At 69.4% G+C, this 15294-nt stretch carries 11 protein-coding genes and 2 tRNA genes; 8 read left to right on the forward strand and 5 right to left on the reverse strand.

The genetic code is table 11. The features are described 5' to 3' along the window. Positions 1-384 (reverse strand): helix-turn-helix domain-containing protein (locus tag ACZYZ3_RS19925; protein WP_463965508.1); only part of this gene is annotated, 384 nt, incomplete at its 3' end. 228 nt (positions 385-612) lie between these two features. Between ACZYZ3_RS19925 and ACZYZ3_RS19930 the strand changes: the two genes are divergently transcribed. The 3 genes from ACZYZ3_RS19930 to ACZYZ3_RS19940 all read left to right on the forward strand — a co-directional run bounded on the left by ACZYZ3_RS19930 (position 613) and on the right by ACZYZ3_RS19940 (position 4004). Further along, positions 613-700, forward strand: a tRNA-Ser gene (locus ACZYZ3_RS19930). Positions 701-803: 103 nt separating this feature from the next. Then, positions 804-2504, forward strand: a complete 1701-nt coding sequence (locus ACZYZ3_RS19935) for a phytoene desaturase family protein (protein WP_463965509.1) — start codon at positions 804-806, stop codon at positions 2502-2504. Between the two features lie 24 nt (positions 2505-2528). Then, on the forward strand, positions 2529-4004 hold the full coding sequence (locus ACZYZ3_RS19940; RefSeq protein WP_463965510.1) for an MFS transporter: 1476 nt from the start codon (positions 2529-2531) through the stop codon (positions 4002-4004). Here ACZYZ3_RS19940 and ACZYZ3_RS19945 read toward each other — a convergent pair. Continuing rightward, complete coding sequence (locus ACZYZ3_RS19945; protein WP_463965511.1) at positions 3949-6162, reverse strand: RecQ family ATP-dependent DNA helicase; 2214 nt, start codon at positions 6160-6162, stop codon at positions 3949-3951. The genes ACZYZ3_RS19940 and ACZYZ3_RS19945 overlap by 56 nt on opposite strands. Positions 6163-6313: 151 nt before the next feature. Here ACZYZ3_RS19945 and ACZYZ3_RS19950 point away from each other — a divergent pair, with 151 nt between their 5' ends. The 4 genes from ACZYZ3_RS19950 to ACZYZ3_RS19965 all read left to right on the forward strand — a co-directional run bounded on the left by ACZYZ3_RS19950 (position 6314) and on the right by ACZYZ3_RS19965 (position 10220). Next, positions 6314-7732, forward strand: coding sequence for a phosphomannomutase/phosphoglucomutase (locus tag ACZYZ3_RS19950; RefSeq protein WP_463965512.1), 1419 nt, complete (start codon positions 6314-6316; stop codon positions 7730-7732). Positions 7733-7805: 73 nt separating this feature from the next. Continuing rightward, entirely contained in the window at positions 7806-8276 is a 471-nt protein-coding gene (locus ACZYZ3_RS19955; RefSeq protein WP_463965517.1) for a hypothetical protein, read from the forward strand. Positions 8277-8296: 20 nt separating this feature from the next. Next, on the forward strand, positions 8297-8746 hold the full coding sequence (locus tag ACZYZ3_RS19960) for an RrF2 family transcriptional regulator (RefSeq protein ID WP_463965513.1): 450 nt from the start codon (positions 8297-8299) through the stop codon (positions 8744-8746). A 313-nt stretch (positions 8747-9059) separates the two neighbouring features. Further along, positions 9060-10220, forward strand: a complete 1161-nt coding sequence (locus tag ACZYZ3_RS19965; protein WP_463965514.1) for a globin domain-containing protein — start codon at positions 9060-9062, stop codon at positions 10218-10220. Between the two features lie 179 nt (positions 10221-10399). Here the strand turns inward: ACZYZ3_RS19965 and ACZYZ3_RS19970 are convergent, their stop codons facing one another. Together ACZYZ3_RS19970 and ACZYZ3_RS19975 are read right to left on the reverse strand one after the other, a co-directional pair. After that, positions 10400-11785 carry an FAD-binding oxidoreductase gene (locus tag ACZYZ3_RS19970; protein ID WP_463965515.1) on the reverse strand — a complete coding sequence of 462 codons (1386 nt, stop codon included), beginning with the start codon at positions 11783-11785 and terminating at the stop codon, positions 10400-10402. 409 nt (positions 11786-12194) lie between these two features. Beyond that, positions 12195-14027: a phosphoenolpyruvate carboxykinase (GTP) gene (locus ACZYZ3_RS19975; RefSeq protein WP_463965516.1), complete on the reverse strand. Its 1833-nt coding sequence runs from the start codon at positions 14025-14027 to the stop codon at positions 12195-12197. A 275-nt stretch (positions 14028-14302) separates the two neighbouring features. Here ACZYZ3_RS19975 and ACZYZ3_RS19980 point away from each other — a divergent pair. Further along, positions 14303-14376 (forward strand) — tRNA-Arg (locus ACZYZ3_RS19980). A gap of 131 nt (positions 14377-14507) precedes the next feature. Here the strand turns inward: ACZYZ3_RS19980 and ACZYZ3_RS19985 are convergent. Then, complete coding sequence (locus tag ACZYZ3_RS19985) at positions 14508-15221, reverse strand: FadR/GntR family transcriptional regulator (protein WP_463965518.1); 714 nt, start codon at positions 15219-15221, stop codon at positions 14508-14510. Between the last annotated feature and the right edge of the window lie 73 nt (positions 15222-15294).

Genomic DNA, 15294 nt, shown 5'->3' on the forward strand with positions numbered 1-15294 from the left:
ATCATCGGCGAAGTAAAACGCCAACATCGAGGAGATCAGTTTCGGGCTCCAACCGTCATCCATCCACACCTCGATCAGCCGGCAGAGCGCCACCTCCTCGAGGAGCTTCAGCGGTTTCGGCCGGCGCCGGCCCTGATGCGCTCTCGTGTGGGCGACCGAGGCGTAATACACCCCGTCCGCGCTGGCGTTACGGTTCACCTCGCGCCAGACCACGGACTTGTGCCGACCAATCGCCTCGCCGATCTTGGCGTAACTAAGCCCGCTGCGCCGGCCCATCTGGATCATCCCCCGCTCAGCCAGGTTCAACGTCCGCCCGCCCGGGCCTTCCGCGGTCGGTGCCGGATCCAAAAGGCCCCCAACGGCGCCCATGTTCACACTCATCATCTGGCCAGACTGCGCCCACCACCTCCGCCCGGTCCCATGTGTGGCTCCGACGCGCCGGGCGGCAGCGAGAATCGACATCCCGCCACAGACCAGGTCAACGAACTCGGTACGGGCATTCGGAGGAAATAACTTGACCATNCCAACATGGGCCGGAAGTGACCCCGCGTTGCTCGTTTTGCACTGCATGGCCCCTTCTGCGTATCCTTGGTTGGCTAGTTAATAGCAAATGGAGACGTGCCAGAGCGGCCGAATGGGCTTCACTGCTAATGAAGTGTGGGGCACAACTCCACCGGGGGTTCAAATCCCCCCGTCTCCGCGTTTGGCCCCGGTCCCTGGACCGGGGCCTTTTGCGTACCCGGGCGCGTCCGGGTGCCGGACAGCGGACGCCTTTCCCGCGGCCCGGATGGCAGGATAGGCCCATGTCGAGGAACAACGCGTTTGACGCGATCATCGTAGGCGGCGGCCACAACGGCCTGGCCGCGGCCGCATACCTGTCCAAAGCCGGCCGGACGGTCCTGCTGCTGGAGAAGCTGGACCACCCCGGCGGTGCCGCGGTCTCAGCCCAGGCGTTCGACGGCGTCGACGCGCGCCTCTCGCGGTATTCCTACCTCGTGAGCCTGCTCCCGCAGCAGGTAATCGACGACCTGGGCCTGCGCATCCGGCTGGCCCGGCGCCGGTATTCGTCCTACACACCCGACCCGCACGACGGCCGGAGTGCCCTGCTGATCGATAACGGGGATGCCGCGGCCACCGCGGCGTCCTTTGCCGCCGTCGGGGCTCCGGCCGGCGAATTCCGCGCCTTCACCGAGTTCTACACCGGCTGCCGCCGCCTCACCGAGGCCCTCTGGCCGACCATGACCTCGCCGCTGCCGACCCGTTCCGAAGCCAGGGCCCTCGCGGCCGGCGCCGGGGCAGCGGGGGCGTGGGAGGCCATGATCGAGCGGCCCCTCGGGGATTCCATCGCCCGGTCGCTGCAGCACGACCTGGTCCGCGGCGTGGTGCTGACCGACGCCCTGATCGGCACCTTTGCCCGGGCCGGCGACGAGGATCTGCAGCAGAACATCTGTTTCCTGTACCACCTGGTCGGCGGCGGAACGGGCGACTGGGACGTTCCCGTGGGCGGGATGGGCGCGGTGTCCGGGGAACTGGAACGATCCGCCCGCGAGGCCGGGGCGACCATCCTGACGTCCGCGGAAGTCACCGCCGTCCGCCCGGGCGGTGCGGTCAGCTACCGGCACCACGGATCAGAGCACACGGCCACCGCGTCCTGGGTCCTCGCCAACGTGGCACCGGTGGTGCTGGACCGGCTCAGGAGCTCCGGGGCTCCTGAGGGCACCGCCGCGAACACCACCCGGAACCCGAACCATCTCCGGGAGGGTGCCCAGGTCAAGGTGAACCTGCTGCTGAAACGGCTCCCCCGGCTGCTGGACCCCAATGTCAGCCCGGAAGCGGCCTTCGGCGGGACCTTCCACATCAATGAGACCTGGTCGCAGCTCGACGCCGCCTACCTCGCCGCCGCGGCCGGAACCGTCCCGGACCCGCTGCCCTGCGAAATCTACTGCCATTCCCTCACGGACCCCAGCATCCTGTCCCCGGAACTGCAGGCTGAAGGAGCGCAGACGCTCACCGTATTCGGCCTGCATGTCCCGGACCGGCTGATCACCGCCGAGAACAATGACCAGCGCCGGGCGGAACTGCAGGCCGCGGTCCTGAAGTCCCTGAACTCGGTTCTGGCCGAACCCGTCGAGGAGCTGCTGCTGGCCGGTCCGGACGGGCAGCCCTGCATCGAAACCAAAACCACCCTAGACATTGAACGCGCGGTCGGCATGCCGCGGGGCAACATCTTCCACGGGGGCCTCGACTGGCCCTTCGTCGAGGACGGCGCACCGCTGGACACACCGGCGCAGCGCTGGGGCGTCGCGACGGATGACCCGCAGCTGCTGCTCTGCGGCTCCGGCGCCCGGCGCGGCGGTGCCGTCAGCGCCATCGGCGGGCACAACGCGGCCATGGCAGTGCTGGAGTCCGGGCGGCCGGAGTCCGGCCCGCAGGACGCGGGCCCGCACGACGCGGGCCCGCACGACGCGGGCCCGCGGGAATCCGGCCGTGCCCCGCAGGGCTGAACCTGGCGCCGCAGCGGCCCGCACATGAGCAAGCCCGCGCCGCCCGCCGGCACAACGGCGGAGCAGTGGAGTCCACGCCTTGCCCTGCTCGTCGCGGCGACGTTTTTTATGGAGTTCCTCGACGGCACCGTCCTGACCACCGCGATCCCCAGCATCGCGGCGGACTTCACCGTCCCCTCGGCGGACGTCAGCATCACCATGACCGCTTACCTCCTGACGGTGGCGATGGGGATTCCGCTCAGCGGCTGGCTGGCCGAACGTCTCGGCGCGCGGCGGGTGTTCTGCGTGGCCATAGCGACGTTCACGGTCGCCTCGCTGCTGTGCGCGCTCAGCCAGGACCTGACCATGCTGACCCTGAGCCGGGTGCTGCAGGGCGCGGGCGGCGCCATGATGGTTCCGGTGGGCACCGTGGTGGTGCTACGCGGCACGGCCAAGAAGGACCTGCTCCGCGCCACGGCGTACCTGGTGTGGCCAGGGCTGCTGGCGCCGGTCCTCGCCCCGCTGGTGGGGGGCGCGCTCACCACGTTCCTGTCCTGGCACTGGATCTTCCTGATCAACCTCCCGCTGGGGCTCGCGGCGTTCCTCGCGGCGCTGCGGCTCGTCCCGGGCACGGCGGGTGACCGGACCCGGCGCCTGGACTGGCCGGGGCTGGCCCTCACGACCCTGGGCGTGGGGTCCGTCGTGGTGGGCCTGGAGCTGGCCGGCGGCCGCGAGGCCGGCGGCCTCGCGGCCGTGAGCATCACCGCCGGGCTGCTGCTCCTGGTCACGGCGGTCTGGTGGATGCGGCGGGCCCGTTCCCCCCTGTTCGACCTCGGGGTCTTTTCCGCCCGGACCTTCCGCGCCACGGCGACCGGCGGATTCATCTACCGCCTCACCATCAGCGCCGTGCCCTTCCTGCTGCCGCTGATGTTCCAGAACGGCTTCGGCTGGGATCCGCTGCGCGCCGGGGTCCACGTCGCGGCCGTGTTCGTGGGCAATATCGGGATCAAGCCCGCCACGACCCCGCTCATCCGGTGTTTCGGCTTCAAGCCTGTGCTGGTTTTCGCGTCGCTGGCCTCGGCGGCGACCTTCGCGCTGTGCGCCCAGCTCGACGCTGGCACCCCGGAGCCGCTGATCTTCGCGCTGCTCGTGGCCAGCGGAGCCTTCCGGTCCATCGGTTTCTCGGCTTACGCCTCGGTGCAGTACGCCGACGTCGTTCCCGCCCAGCTGCCGTCCGCCAACGCCGTCTCCGCCACCCTGGTGCAGCTCGCGACGGCGGCCGGGATCGCCATCGGGGCCCTGCTGATCCGGATGTACGAGGCCGGCGGCCCGCTGCTCGGCGGGGCCGGGGCGAGCGGCGGGGATGCGGTGGCGCCGTACCGGGCCGCGTTCCTGGCGCTGGCCGTGGTCATGCTCCTGAGCACCCTGGACAGCCTGATGCTGCCCCGCCACGCCGGGGCCGAGGTCAGCCGGCCTGGCCAAGCACCAGCGGCAGCACCGCGCCGGCGCCGGCGAGCCTGAGGGCCCGGCCGGCGACCGTCACGGTCCAGCGGCTGTCGACCAGGTCGTCGATCAGCATCACGCTCTGGCCCTGGATCCCGGCCAGGGCCGCTTCCAGTTCGGGCCCGACCACGAGGCGGTCCCAGACCCCGGCAAGCCGGTAGGCGCTGTTGCCGCCGCGCCCGCCGGTCGGTCCGCCGTGCTCAAGCTGCAGCTGCCCCAGGTAGGGGATCCGGCCAATTTCCGAGATGCCCCGGGCCAGCGAGTCCACCAGCGCAGGCTTGCCGCGGGACGGGACGCTGATGATGGCGGCGGGCCGGCCCGCCCCGCTCCAGCCGGGCGTGCGGGGGTCGCCGGCGCCCCACTCGCGCAGCACCTGGACGCAAGCCTGCAGCATGCCGGGGTCCACGGTGCGGTCGGGGGCTCCGGCGGCGAAGGCCTCCCGCAGGGCGCCGCCCCAGCCCAGGTCCGTGAGCCGTGCCAGCGCCCGGCCGGCGGCGACGCTTTCCTCGGGCTTGATCTTGCCCTTGACGGGCACGCCGAGCCGGTCCATGCCGCTGGGCCACTGCAACCGGGGTTCCAGCGGGACACCGGCGCGGCTCAGCGTCTGGCCCGCGGCTTCGGTGGCCGCGGCGGCAATGTCCGCCGGGAACCACTGTCCGGCGCAGTTGTCACAGCGGCCGCAGGCACGGGCGGTCTCGTCGTCGAGGACCGAGGTGATGTATTCCATCCGGCAGCCGGCAGTGTCCTGGTAGATCACCATGGAGTCCTGCTCATCCACCCGGGCCTCCGCGATCCGGCTGTACCGCTCGGCGTCGTAGGTCCACGGCTGGCCGGTGGAATGCCAGCCGCCGCCTACCCGTTCCACGGCACCGTCGACCGCCAGGACCTTTAACAGCAGCTCCAGCGGGGTCCGGCGCAGATCCACGCGGGCCTCCAACGCGACCGTGGACACGGCGGCCCCCGCTTCGGCGAGGACAGTCAGCACCGCACCGGCCTTCTCCTCCGACGGCATGGACGCGGTGGCGAAGTACTGCCAGATGTCCCGGTCCTCGGACCCGGGCAGCAGCAGCACGTCGGCGTTGGCGGCCCCACGGCCGGCGCGGCCGACCTGCTGGTAGTAGGCCACGGGAGAGGACGGCGCCCCGAGGTGCACCACAAACCCGAGGTCCGGCTTGTCGAAGCCCATGCCGAGGGCGGACGTGGCCACAAGGGCCTTGACCTGGTTGTCCTTGAGTAGCTGCTCGGCCCGTTCCCGGTCCGCCGGGTCGGTGCGTCCGGTGTAGGCGAGCACCTCGTGGCCGGCTTCGGCGAGGAGCCGTGCGGTGTCCTCGGCGGCGGAGACCGTCAGCGTGTAGATGATGCCGCTGCCGGGCAGGTCTTTCAGGTGCGTGAGCAGCCAGCCGAGGCGGTCGCGGGAGTCCGGCAGCCTCAGCACGCCGAGCCGCAGCGATTCACGGCCCAGGGCGCCGCGGATGGTCAGCACGCCGGTGCCCAGCTGCTCCTCAATGTCGTGGACCACCCGGGAGTTGGCGGTGGCGGTGGTGGCGAGCACCGGAACCGACTCCGGCAGCTGGGTGATCAGGTCCGCGATGCGCCGGTAGTCGGGGCGGAAGTCATGGCCCCAGTCCGAGATGCAGTGGGCCTCATCGATGACCAGCAGCCCGGTGCGGCGGATCAGTTCGGGGAGCTGGTTCTCGCGGAACGAGGGGTTGGTGAGCCGCTCGGGCGAGACCAGCAGGACGTCGACCTCATCGGCCGCGAGCTGTTCGCGGACGGTGTCCCATTCCAGCTGGTTCGCGGAGTTGATGGCCACGGCCCGGACCCCGGCCCGTGCCGCGGCGGCTACCTGGTCGCGCATGAGGGCCAGCAGCGGGGAGACAATCAGGGTGGGCCCGGCGCCGCGGCGCCGGAGCAGCAGGGACGAGACAAAGTACACCGCCGACTTTCCCCAGCCGGTGCGCTGCACGACGAGGGCCCGCCGGCCGCCGTCGACGAGGGCCTCGATGGCCTCAAACTGGCCGTCATGGAACTGCGCGTCCGGGTGCCCGACCAGCTCGCGAAGCACTTCCTGGGCCTGCTCCCGGGTCCCGGCGCCCGTAGCGCCCGCGGCTGAGCCGGCGCCTCCGGCGGGATCAGCGGTGGCGGAAAGGACTGCAGCGTTCTGGTGATTGGCCATTGCTTCAGTATCCCAGCCCCCTCCGACAGCCGCGAAGCCGGGGGCACCGCTATGTGGACAATCACAGCGGACCGCCTGCGGTCCGGCGGCCGGAAGAGCACACGAGCGCTCTTTCCCGGCCCGGTTCGGCCGTCCACGTAAGATAAGACGCGTGACTATGGACCAGACAAAGACTTTTGACCTCTCAGCCGCCTTCAAGGCCTACGACGTGCGCGGCATTGTCGGCGAATCGATCACCGCCGAAATCGTCGAGGCGGTGGGCGCGGCGTTCGTCGACGTCCTGGAGCTGGAGGGCAAAACGGTGCTGGTCGGCGGCGACATGCGCCCGTCCTCCCCCGAGTTCAGCAAGGCCTTTGCCAACGGCGCCGCCCGGCGCGGGGCCAACGTCCAGCTGCTCGACCTGATCTCCACCGATGAGCTCTACTACGCCTGCGGCTCGCTCAACGCGGCCGGCGCCACCTTCACCGCCAGCCACAACCCCGCGGAGTACAACGGCATCAAGATGTCCAAGGCCGGCGCCGAGCCGATCTCCTCCGAATCCGGGCTCAAGGAAATCCAGGCCCGCGCCGAGGAATACCTCAACTCCGGGTCCATCCCCGCCGCCCCCGTGCGCGGCCTGATCGGCGTGCACGACGTCCTGAAGGGCTACTCCGAGTACCTGCGCAGCCTCGTGGACCTCCGCGGCACCCGTCCGCTGAAGGTCGTCGTCGACGCCGGCAACGGCATGGCCGGCCTCACTACCCCCGCGGTGCTCGGCGACGCCCTGCTGCCCAAGCTCCCCCTGGAGATCATCCCGCTCTACTTCGAGCTCGACGGATCCTTCCCGAACCACCCCGCCAACCCGCTGGAACCGGAGAACCTGCGCGACCTGCAGGCCGCCGTCGTCGAGCACGGGGCAGACATTGGACTGGCGTTCGACGGCGACGCCGACCGCTGCTTCGTCATCGACGAGAAGGGCGAACCCGTCTCGCCGTCCGCGATCACCGGCATGGTGGCCCGCCGCGAGATTGCCCGCGCGCAGGGACTCGGCGAGGCCAACCCCACCGTCATCCACAACCTGCTGACCTCCCGCGCCGTCCCCGAACTGGTGGAACGCCACGGCGGCCGGGCCGTGCGCACCCGGGTGGGCCACTCCTTCATCAAGGCTGTGATGGCCGCCGAGGGTGCCATCTTCGGCGGGGAACACTCCGCCCATTTCTACTTCCGCGACTTCTGGAACGCAGACACCGGCATGCTCGCCGCCATGCACGTCCTGGCCGCCCTCGGCGAACAGGACGGCCCGCTGTCCGAACTCGGCCGCGAATACGAACCGTACATGTCCTCCGGCGAGATCAACTCGGAAATCGAAGACAAGGCCGGCGCCGTGGAACGGGTCCGTCACGACTTCCATGCCGAGGACGTCGAGGTGGACTACCTGGACGGCAGTACCTTCATCGCCACGGACGGCAGCTACTGGTTCAACCTGCGGCCTTCCAACACCGAGCCGTTCCTCCGCCTGAACGTCGAGGCCACGGACCGGGCCACGATGGAACGTGTCCGCGACCGCGTGCTGGCACTGGTCCGGGGCTAGAAGCGTGTTGGAACGGCCGGCGGACCGCGCCACAGAGACACCTTCTGCGCCCGCTTCTGCCACCGCGGGCGAGATCGGCACGGAGACCGCCGGGTCCTGGCGCGACAGCGTCCCGGAGGCCAGCGCCACCGATCTGGAGAACCTGCTCGGCACCGGAGTCGGCGCCGCACAGGAGCAGCTCGAGCGCACCGGCGGGTTCCTGCCGTTCGCCCTGGTGGTCGAAAACGACGGCGAGGTCCGGCTGGTTGCCGTCACTCCCGCCGACGCGGCCGCGGGAACGGACGCGGATTTCGACGCGGACTCGATGATCAGCGACCTCACCGAACTGCTGCGCCAGCACCGGGACGAGTTCCGGGCGGCCGCCGTCGTGTGTGACATCACCCTGCTGGAGGAAGCCTCGGACGCGATCCACGTGGCCGCGGAACACCGGGACGGTTCCCTCTTCGCCGCGGTCCTGCCGTACGCCGCGAACCCCGCAACCCGTGAGCTGGAATTCGGCGAACTCTCCGCGGATACGAACGAACCCGGCGTCTGGGTGGACTAGACCGCCCGTAAGCTGGTGTTATGAAGATCAACGCCTTCGCGGACGTGAGCCTGCGCGCCATGATGGTGCTCGCGGCCGCCCCCGACGGCGCCCTTCTCACCACGCAGAGCATCGCCGACGCCGTCGCGACGCCGTACAACCATGTCAGTAAGGCGATGGCGAAACTGCGCGAGCTCGGAATGATTGACGTCGAACGTGGCCGGCACGGCGGCTCCCGGCTCAGCAGCGCCGGCCGCGCCGCCACCGTGGGCCAGCTGCTGCGCCGGCTGGACACCCGCACGGACCCGGCCGACTGCGTCGCCGCCGGCGGGGCATGTCCGCTCATCAACGAATGCCGCCTCCGCGGAGCCCTCTCCCGCGCCCGCGAGGCTTTCTACCGCGAACTGGACGACATCGTCGTCGCGTCCCTGCCGACGTCCCGGCAGATGGCGCCGGCCTTCCAGGCAATCGGCCTGCGCCCCGGTCTCTGAGCCGGAGCCTTGCGTCGTCCAAACGGCGTCGTCTAAACGGCGTCACCCAGGCGGCGTCGTCCAAGCACCGTCGCCCACGCGGCGTCACCCAGGCGGCGTCGTCCAAGCACCGTCGCCCAGGCTGCGTCGTCCACGCGGCGTCACCCAGGCGGCGTCGTCCAAGCACCGTCACCGACCCGCCACGCCCGGGAATCCCCCCGATTTGAACATGCCTTCTACGCCCTGTAGAACTGAGGTACAAATACTTGCATTTCAAATACATGTATTTTCGACGGTCCGGTGCAGACCCCGGGCCACTATCTCAGGAGTCAACATGCTCTCGGACAAGTCCTTCCCGGTCATCGAGGCCACCCTCCCGCTCGTCGGTTCCCGGATCGGTGAAATCACCCCCAAGTTCTACGCCCGCCTCTTCGCGGCGCACCCCGAACTGCTGGACGGGCTCTTCAGCCGCTCCAACCAGCGCAACGGAAACCAGCAGCAGGCCCTGGCCGGAAGCATCGCCGCTTTCGCCACCCACCTGGTGAACAACCCCGGCACCCTGCCGGAGACCGTGCTCGCCCGCATCGCCCACCGCCACACCTCCCTCGGCATCACCGAACCGCAGTACCAGGTGGTCTACGAGCACCTCTTCGCCGCCATCGCCGAGGACCTGGCCGAGGTCATCACCCCCGAAATCGCCGAAGCCTGGACCGAGGTCTACTGGCTCATGGCGGACGCCCTGATCAAGCTCGAAAAGGGCCTCTACGCTGCCCAGGCCAACAGCGTGATGTGGAGCCCGTGGCGGGTCGCCACCAAGACCCCCGCCGGCACCGGTTCGATCACTTTCACCCTGGAGCCGGCCGACGACACCCCCATCACCCCCGCTCTCCCGGGCCAGTACGTCAGCGTCAAGGTCACCCTGCCGGACGGGCTGCGCCAGGTCCGCCAGTATTCGCTCTCCGGCGACGCCGGCACGGGCCGCACCTTCACCACCAAGAAGGACGACGGCGGCGAAGTCTCCCCCGTCCTGCACAACACCGTCCAGGTGGGCGACGTCCTCGAGATCTCCAACCCCTACGGTGAAATCACCCTTAAGGAAGGCGACGGCCCCGTTATCCTGGCCTCCGCCGGCATCGGCTGCACACCGACTGCGTCCATCCTGCGCTCCCTTGCGGCCGCCGGCACGGACCGCCAGGTCCTGGTCCTCCATGCGGAAAGCGATCTGGAATCCTGGGCGCTGCGCAGCCAGATGACGGACGACGTCGAGCGCCTCGACGGCGCCGACCTCCAGCTCTGGCTCGAGCAGCCGGTCGCCGGAACCAGGGAGGGCTTTATGTCCCTGCGCGAAGTGGACCTGCCGGCCAACGCCTCGCTGTACCTGTGCGGTCCACTGCCGTTCATGAAGAGCATCCGCAACGAGGCCATCAGCGCCGGCATCCCGGCCACGAAGATCCACTACGAGGTCTTCGGCCCGGACATCTGGCTCGCCAGCTAGTTTTCCCGGCCCGCCCGGTGGGCAGATCAGGGCGCATGCAGGCCCGCCATCCGCCCTGAAGTGCCCGCGAGGCGCTCCCCGGAGGAATAAGGAAAACACCGACGGCGGCCCCGCACCTTTCGCAGGTGCGGGGCCGCCGTCGTTGTGACGTGCGCTGCGGGAACGAGCCCGCACAGGGGTCAGGTCGCGGCCGGCACTCCGGTGATCGTGTGGCCGAAGCGCAGGAGGTTGCCCGGGTCGTAGCTGGATTTTGCGGCCCTCATCCGCTCGTAGACCGCGGGCGACCAGGCCCTCGCCCGGTCAGCTTCATCGCCCGGCTCGCCGTGGAAGTTGACCAGCGTGTATCCCGTGGAGTGCGGAGCCATCTCAGCCAGGACCCCGCGGATCGAGGCGGCGACCGCCTCGGCGAACGGTGGCATCTTGAATCCGAGCAGGAAGAGCAGGAACGCCGCGTCGCGCCCGGACACGGCATCCGGCAGCGCCCCGGCCCGGGCCAGTGCCCCACCCAGCGGCCGGATTTCGACGAGGAGCAGCGGACAGTCCGAGCCCTCGCCGGTGAGTTTCAGCAGGTCCGCAGCGGTCTCCTCGCCGAGGTCTTTCAGGAGAGCTCCGCCGGCCGTGAACGGGAGCGGATCCGCCGGGTCCATGTGGATCTGGTCAACGTCGAGGTAGCTCATGGGCCCGGCCGTGTCCATCAACGGCGTTGAGACCGCCCGCATCGGTGCCAGCAGTGCGTCGCCGTCCTCACGGGTCCCCAGGAAGGCGAAGCGCAGGTGCACCACGAACTGGCCCCGCAGCGGCGCGGGGACGAAGTCCATTTCCGGAAGCCGGAGCAGGGAGATTGAGGGCGAGGCGTTGTCCGGCAGTGCGGGCATCCACTCCCGGAACGCGGCCAGGATGTGGGCCGCGTCCGCCCCGGGATAGATGATCCCGCCGCCGTAGAACTCACCCAGTGGAAAGAGGCTGAACTCGAGCTCTGTCACGATGCCGAAGTTGCCCTTGCCGCCGCGCATCAGCGCGAACAGCTCGGCTTCGGCCTCGGCATCGATCCGGCGCAGCGCGCCGTCGGCGGTCACGATCTCCATGCTGCGGACATGATCCGCCGCGAACCCGTGGGCGCGGCCCAGCACGGGCAGCCCGCCGCCGAGGGTGTAGCCAACGACGCCGACGTCGGTGCTTGACCCGTGCAGTCCGACCAGCCCGAGCGGCACGCTCGCTGCCAGGACGCTGCGCCACTTCACCCCGGCGCCCACCCGGGCGGTGCGCTCGACCGGATCGATCTGCAGTTCCTGCAGGCGGCGCGTGTTGATGAGCAGGCCACCCTCCACCGCCGAGTCAGCGCCGTGCCCGGTGGACTGGACCGCCACCGGGAGCCGGCGTTCTGCCGCCCACTTCACCCCCGCCGCGACGTCCTGTGCGTTCTCGGCCCCCAGGACGACGTCGGGCTGGTGGACTGTGGCGGCGTTGAAGGCGCGCGTCTCGGCCGCGAATTCGGGGCTGTCCGGCAAGGCGACCGGGCCGCTGACAGCCGTGGACAAGGCCTGGATGTCGTCGGTGACAAGCATGGTGGGCTCCTGTGCGCTCGCGTGCTGCGGGCGGGTTGAGGGCACGGCAGCGCACGCGTGGAATGGCCCCAGCACCCTCTCCGGTCGGCGGACGGCCCGGCTGATGAATGCGTATGAGCCTAGGGTCCCTTCCAGCTGCGGTCTAGGGACCTAAGTCCCAACGCCCGGCTCCCAAGGAAGACCCACGACGGGGAACGCACTTCGCAGCCCGCCCGGCGGGCAGATCAGGGCGCACGCGCTCCCCCGGCGGGCAGGTCAGGGCGGATGAATGCCCGCCAACCGCCCTGATCTGCCCGCGCGCGGACCGTGCCTGCCCGCGAGGCGCTCCGCACGGGTTGGCGTGATCCGACGACGGCGGCCCCGCACCTTTCGCAAGGTGCGGGGCCGCCGTCGTCGGTTTTGCCGGCTGCTAGTGCTCTGCCATCCGTTCCTTCAGGCCTTCGAGCTCTGCGCGCAGGGCATCGGGCAGGGAGTCGCCGAACTTGGCGTACCACTCCTCGATGGAGGCGAGCTCGGTATCCCACTCCTCGCGGTCCACGCGGACGGCGTCTTCCACGTGGGCGTGCGTCAGGTCCAGGCCGGTGAGGTCCAGCGAGTGCCCGGCCGGCACGAAGCCGATGGGGGTCTCGACGGCGTCCGCCTTGCCTTCGATGCGCTCGATGGCCCACTTGAGGACGCGGGCGTTGTCGCCGAAGCCGGGCCAGGCGAAATCACCGTCAGCCGTGCGCCGGAACCAGTTGACCAGGAAAATGTGGGGCAGGCGTTCCGGGTCGGCCTTGCCGGAGACACTGATCCAGTGCTTCAGGTAGTCACCCGCGTCGTAGCCGATGAACGGCAGCATGGCCATCGGGTCGCGCCGCAGCACGCCGACCTGGCCGGCTGCGGCAGCCGTGGTCTCGGAGGAGAGCGTGGAGCCCATGAAGATGCCGTTGGTCCAGCTGCGGGCCTGGGTGACCAGCGGGACCGTGGTCTTGCGGCGGCCGCCGAAGAGGATCGCGGAGACCTCCACACCGTCCGGGCTGAAGTACTCCTCGGCCAGCATGTCGACCTGCGAGATCGGGGTGCAGAACCGGGAGTTCGGGTGGGCTGCGGGCTGGGCCGAGTCGGGAGTCCAGGAGTTGCCCTGCCAGTCGGTCAGGTGCGCGGGAACCTCGTCGGTCATGCCCTCCCACCAGACGCCGCCGTCGTCCGTGAGGGCGACGTTGGTGAAGATGCTGTGGCCCTTGGCGATGGCGCGCATGGCGTTGGGGTTGGTGCCCCAGCCGGTGCCAGGGGCGACACCGAACAGGCCGGCCTCCGGGTTGGTGGCGCGCAGTTCGCCTTCCTTGCCGATCCGCATCCAGGTGATGTCGTCACCGAGCGTTTCGACCTTCCAGCCCTCGATGGCCGGGTCCAGCAGGGCAAGGTTGGTCTTGCCGCAGGCCGACGGGAAGGCAGCAGAGATGTAGTAGTTCTTCTGCTCCGGCGAGGTCAGCTTCAGGATGAGCATGTGCTCCGCGAGCCAGCCCTCGTCCCGCGCCATCACGGAGGCGATGCGCAGGGCGTAGCACTTCTTGCCCAGCAGCGCGTTGCCGCCGTAGCCGGAGCCGAAGGACCAGATGGAGCGCTCTTCGGGGAAGTGCACGATCCACTTGTCCGGGTTGCAGGGCCAGACGACGTCGGCCTGGCCGGGGGCCAGCGGTGCGCCCAGGGAGTGCAGGGCGGGGACGAAGAAGGCGTTGGTGGCGGTGATCTTGTCCAGGACCTCGGTGCCGATCGTGGCCATGATGCGCATGGAGGCGACAACGTAGGCGCTGTCCGTAATCTCCACGCCGAATTTGGGATCCTCGGCGTCAAGGTGGCCCATGACGAACGGGATGACGTACAGGGTGCGGCCGCGCATGGAGCCGCGGAACAGGCCGCGCAGCTTCTCCTTCATCTCCGCCGGAGCCAGCCAGTTGTTGGTGAAGCCTGCATCGCGTTCCTTCTCGGAGCAGATGAAGGTCTGCTCCTCGACGCGGGCCACATCGGCGGGGTCGGAGAATGCCGCGAAGGACTTGGGGAACAGCTCCTCGTTCAGGCGGGTCAGTGTGCCCGCGGCAACGAGTTCATCCGTAAGGCGGGTGTTCTCTTCTTCGGAGCCGTCTACCCAGTGGATCCGGTCCGGCTGGGTCAGTCCAGCTACCTCTTCAACCCATGCCAGCAGGCCAGCATGTGTGGTGGGTGCTTTTTCAAGCAACGGCAGTCGCGCCAGATCTCCCATTACGGTTCCCTTCCTCGGGTTCAGTCGTGTGTCCTAAATGTAGGGCTAGCTCACCCCCCAAAATCGGGGCCTGAAGTGGGATGTCCGGGGGCGCGGAAATCAAAAACCGCAGAAATACAAGGAATAGACGGTACGACGCGGCGGTATTTTGTGACCAAGGTCACGTAGACCGGTCTAGTCGCCCAGATTACACCTGTTTCGATTTGTCACTACGGCCCCACCTCGCGTAAAGTAATTCGAGGTTCGGGGGGCAAGAAGTTCCAAGAACCGAAGATGCGCCCATAGCTCAGCTGGATAGAGCGCCTGTCTACGGAACAGGAGGCCGGGGGTTCGAATCCCTCTGGGCGCACAGAGAAAATGATCCGCACTGGTCCGCCGGTGCGGATCATTTGTTTAACGCCCGACGGCGGGTGGCCCCGGCGCGCCGCACCGCAGGGACGCCCCCGGTGCGACGCTACGGTGCGGCGGCCCGGTACGCCGCTACGGTGCGACGGCCCGGCTGATCCGAAGCCGGATGCCATCGAAGTGGCCGTTGAGCCGCTGCGCCGCGAGAACCTTGTCGCCGGTCGAGACGGCGTCGTAGATCCCCCGGTGCAGGGCCGCTGTTTCCAGCAGATCGACGCCCTCGGCCCCGCCCAGCTCAACGTGGAGCCGCCGGTACACCTGCCAGAAGACACCGAGCAGGCTGACCAGCAGCGCGTTGTTGAGTGGTTCGAACAGCCGGCGGTGGAAGTCGGCGTCCGCTTCGACGAAGTTCGCACCGGCGCCGGCCAGCTCCTCCATCCGGAGCACGGATTCCTCGACCGCCGTCAGATGCTCCGGGGTCATCAGGTCCATGGCGGCCGCAATCAACCCGGCCTCCAGGGCCTGCCGGACGTCCACCAGCTGCAGGGCCTCCTGCCCGTGATGCCGCAGCGACAACCTGCCCCGAAACGTGAGGCCCTCGGTGAGGGCGTCAAAATTGCTCGGCGCCACGAACATGCCGAAGCCGTGGCGGATTTCAATCACGCCCAGGGCCTGGAGTACCTTCAGCGATTCCCGCAGGGTGTTCCGGCCGACACCCAGTGCCCCGGAGAGTTCATGCTCGGTCGGCAGCGGATCCCCGGCATCCAGCTCACGCTCCAGGATCAGTTCCATGATGTCCGCCTGCAACGCCCTGAGCCGGGCTTGCGCGCTGAACCTTGCCGGCGGCATGGGCCCGGCTCCGGCCGCGCCCGCGCCGCCCAGGCTGAGCGGGCTGCCCGCCCCACTGCCGCCCGCCCGGCCC

The organism is Pseudarthrobacter linnaei, assembly GCF_055412825.1.

Coding starts and splice junctions, on each gene's coding strand:
- ACZYZ3_RS19940 (WP_463965510.1), top strand. CDS start 2,529: ATGAGCAAGCCCGCGCCGCCCGCCGGCACAACGGCGGAGCAGTGGAGT.
- ACZYZ3_RS19965 (WP_463965514.1), top strand. CDS start 9,060: ATGCTCTCGGACAAGTCCTTCCCGGTCATCGAGGCCACCCTCCCGCTC.
- ACZYZ3_RS19960 (WP_463965513.1), top strand. CDS start 8,297: ATGAAGATCAACGCCTTCGCGGACGTGAGCCTGCGCGCCATGATGGTG.
- ACZYZ3_RS19975 (WP_463965516.1), bottom strand. CDS start 14,027: ATGGGAGATCTGGCGCGACTGCCGTTGCTTGAAAAAGCACCCACCACA.
- ACZYZ3_RS19970 (WP_463965515.1), bottom strand. CDS start 11,785: ATGCTTGTCACCGACGACATCCAGGCCTTGTCCACGGCTGTCAGCGGC.
- ACZYZ3_RS19985 (WP_463965518.1), bottom strand. CDS start 15,221: ATGCCGCCGGCAAGGTTCAGCGCGCAAGCCCGGCTCAGGGCGTTGCAG.
- ACZYZ3_RS19935 (WP_463965509.1), top strand. CDS start 804: ATGTCGAGGAACAACGCGTTTGACGCGATCATCGTAGGCGGCGGCCAC.
- ACZYZ3_RS19945 (WP_463965511.1), bottom strand. CDS start 6,162: ATGGCCAATCACCAGAACGCTGCAGTCCTTTCCGCCACCGCTGATCCC.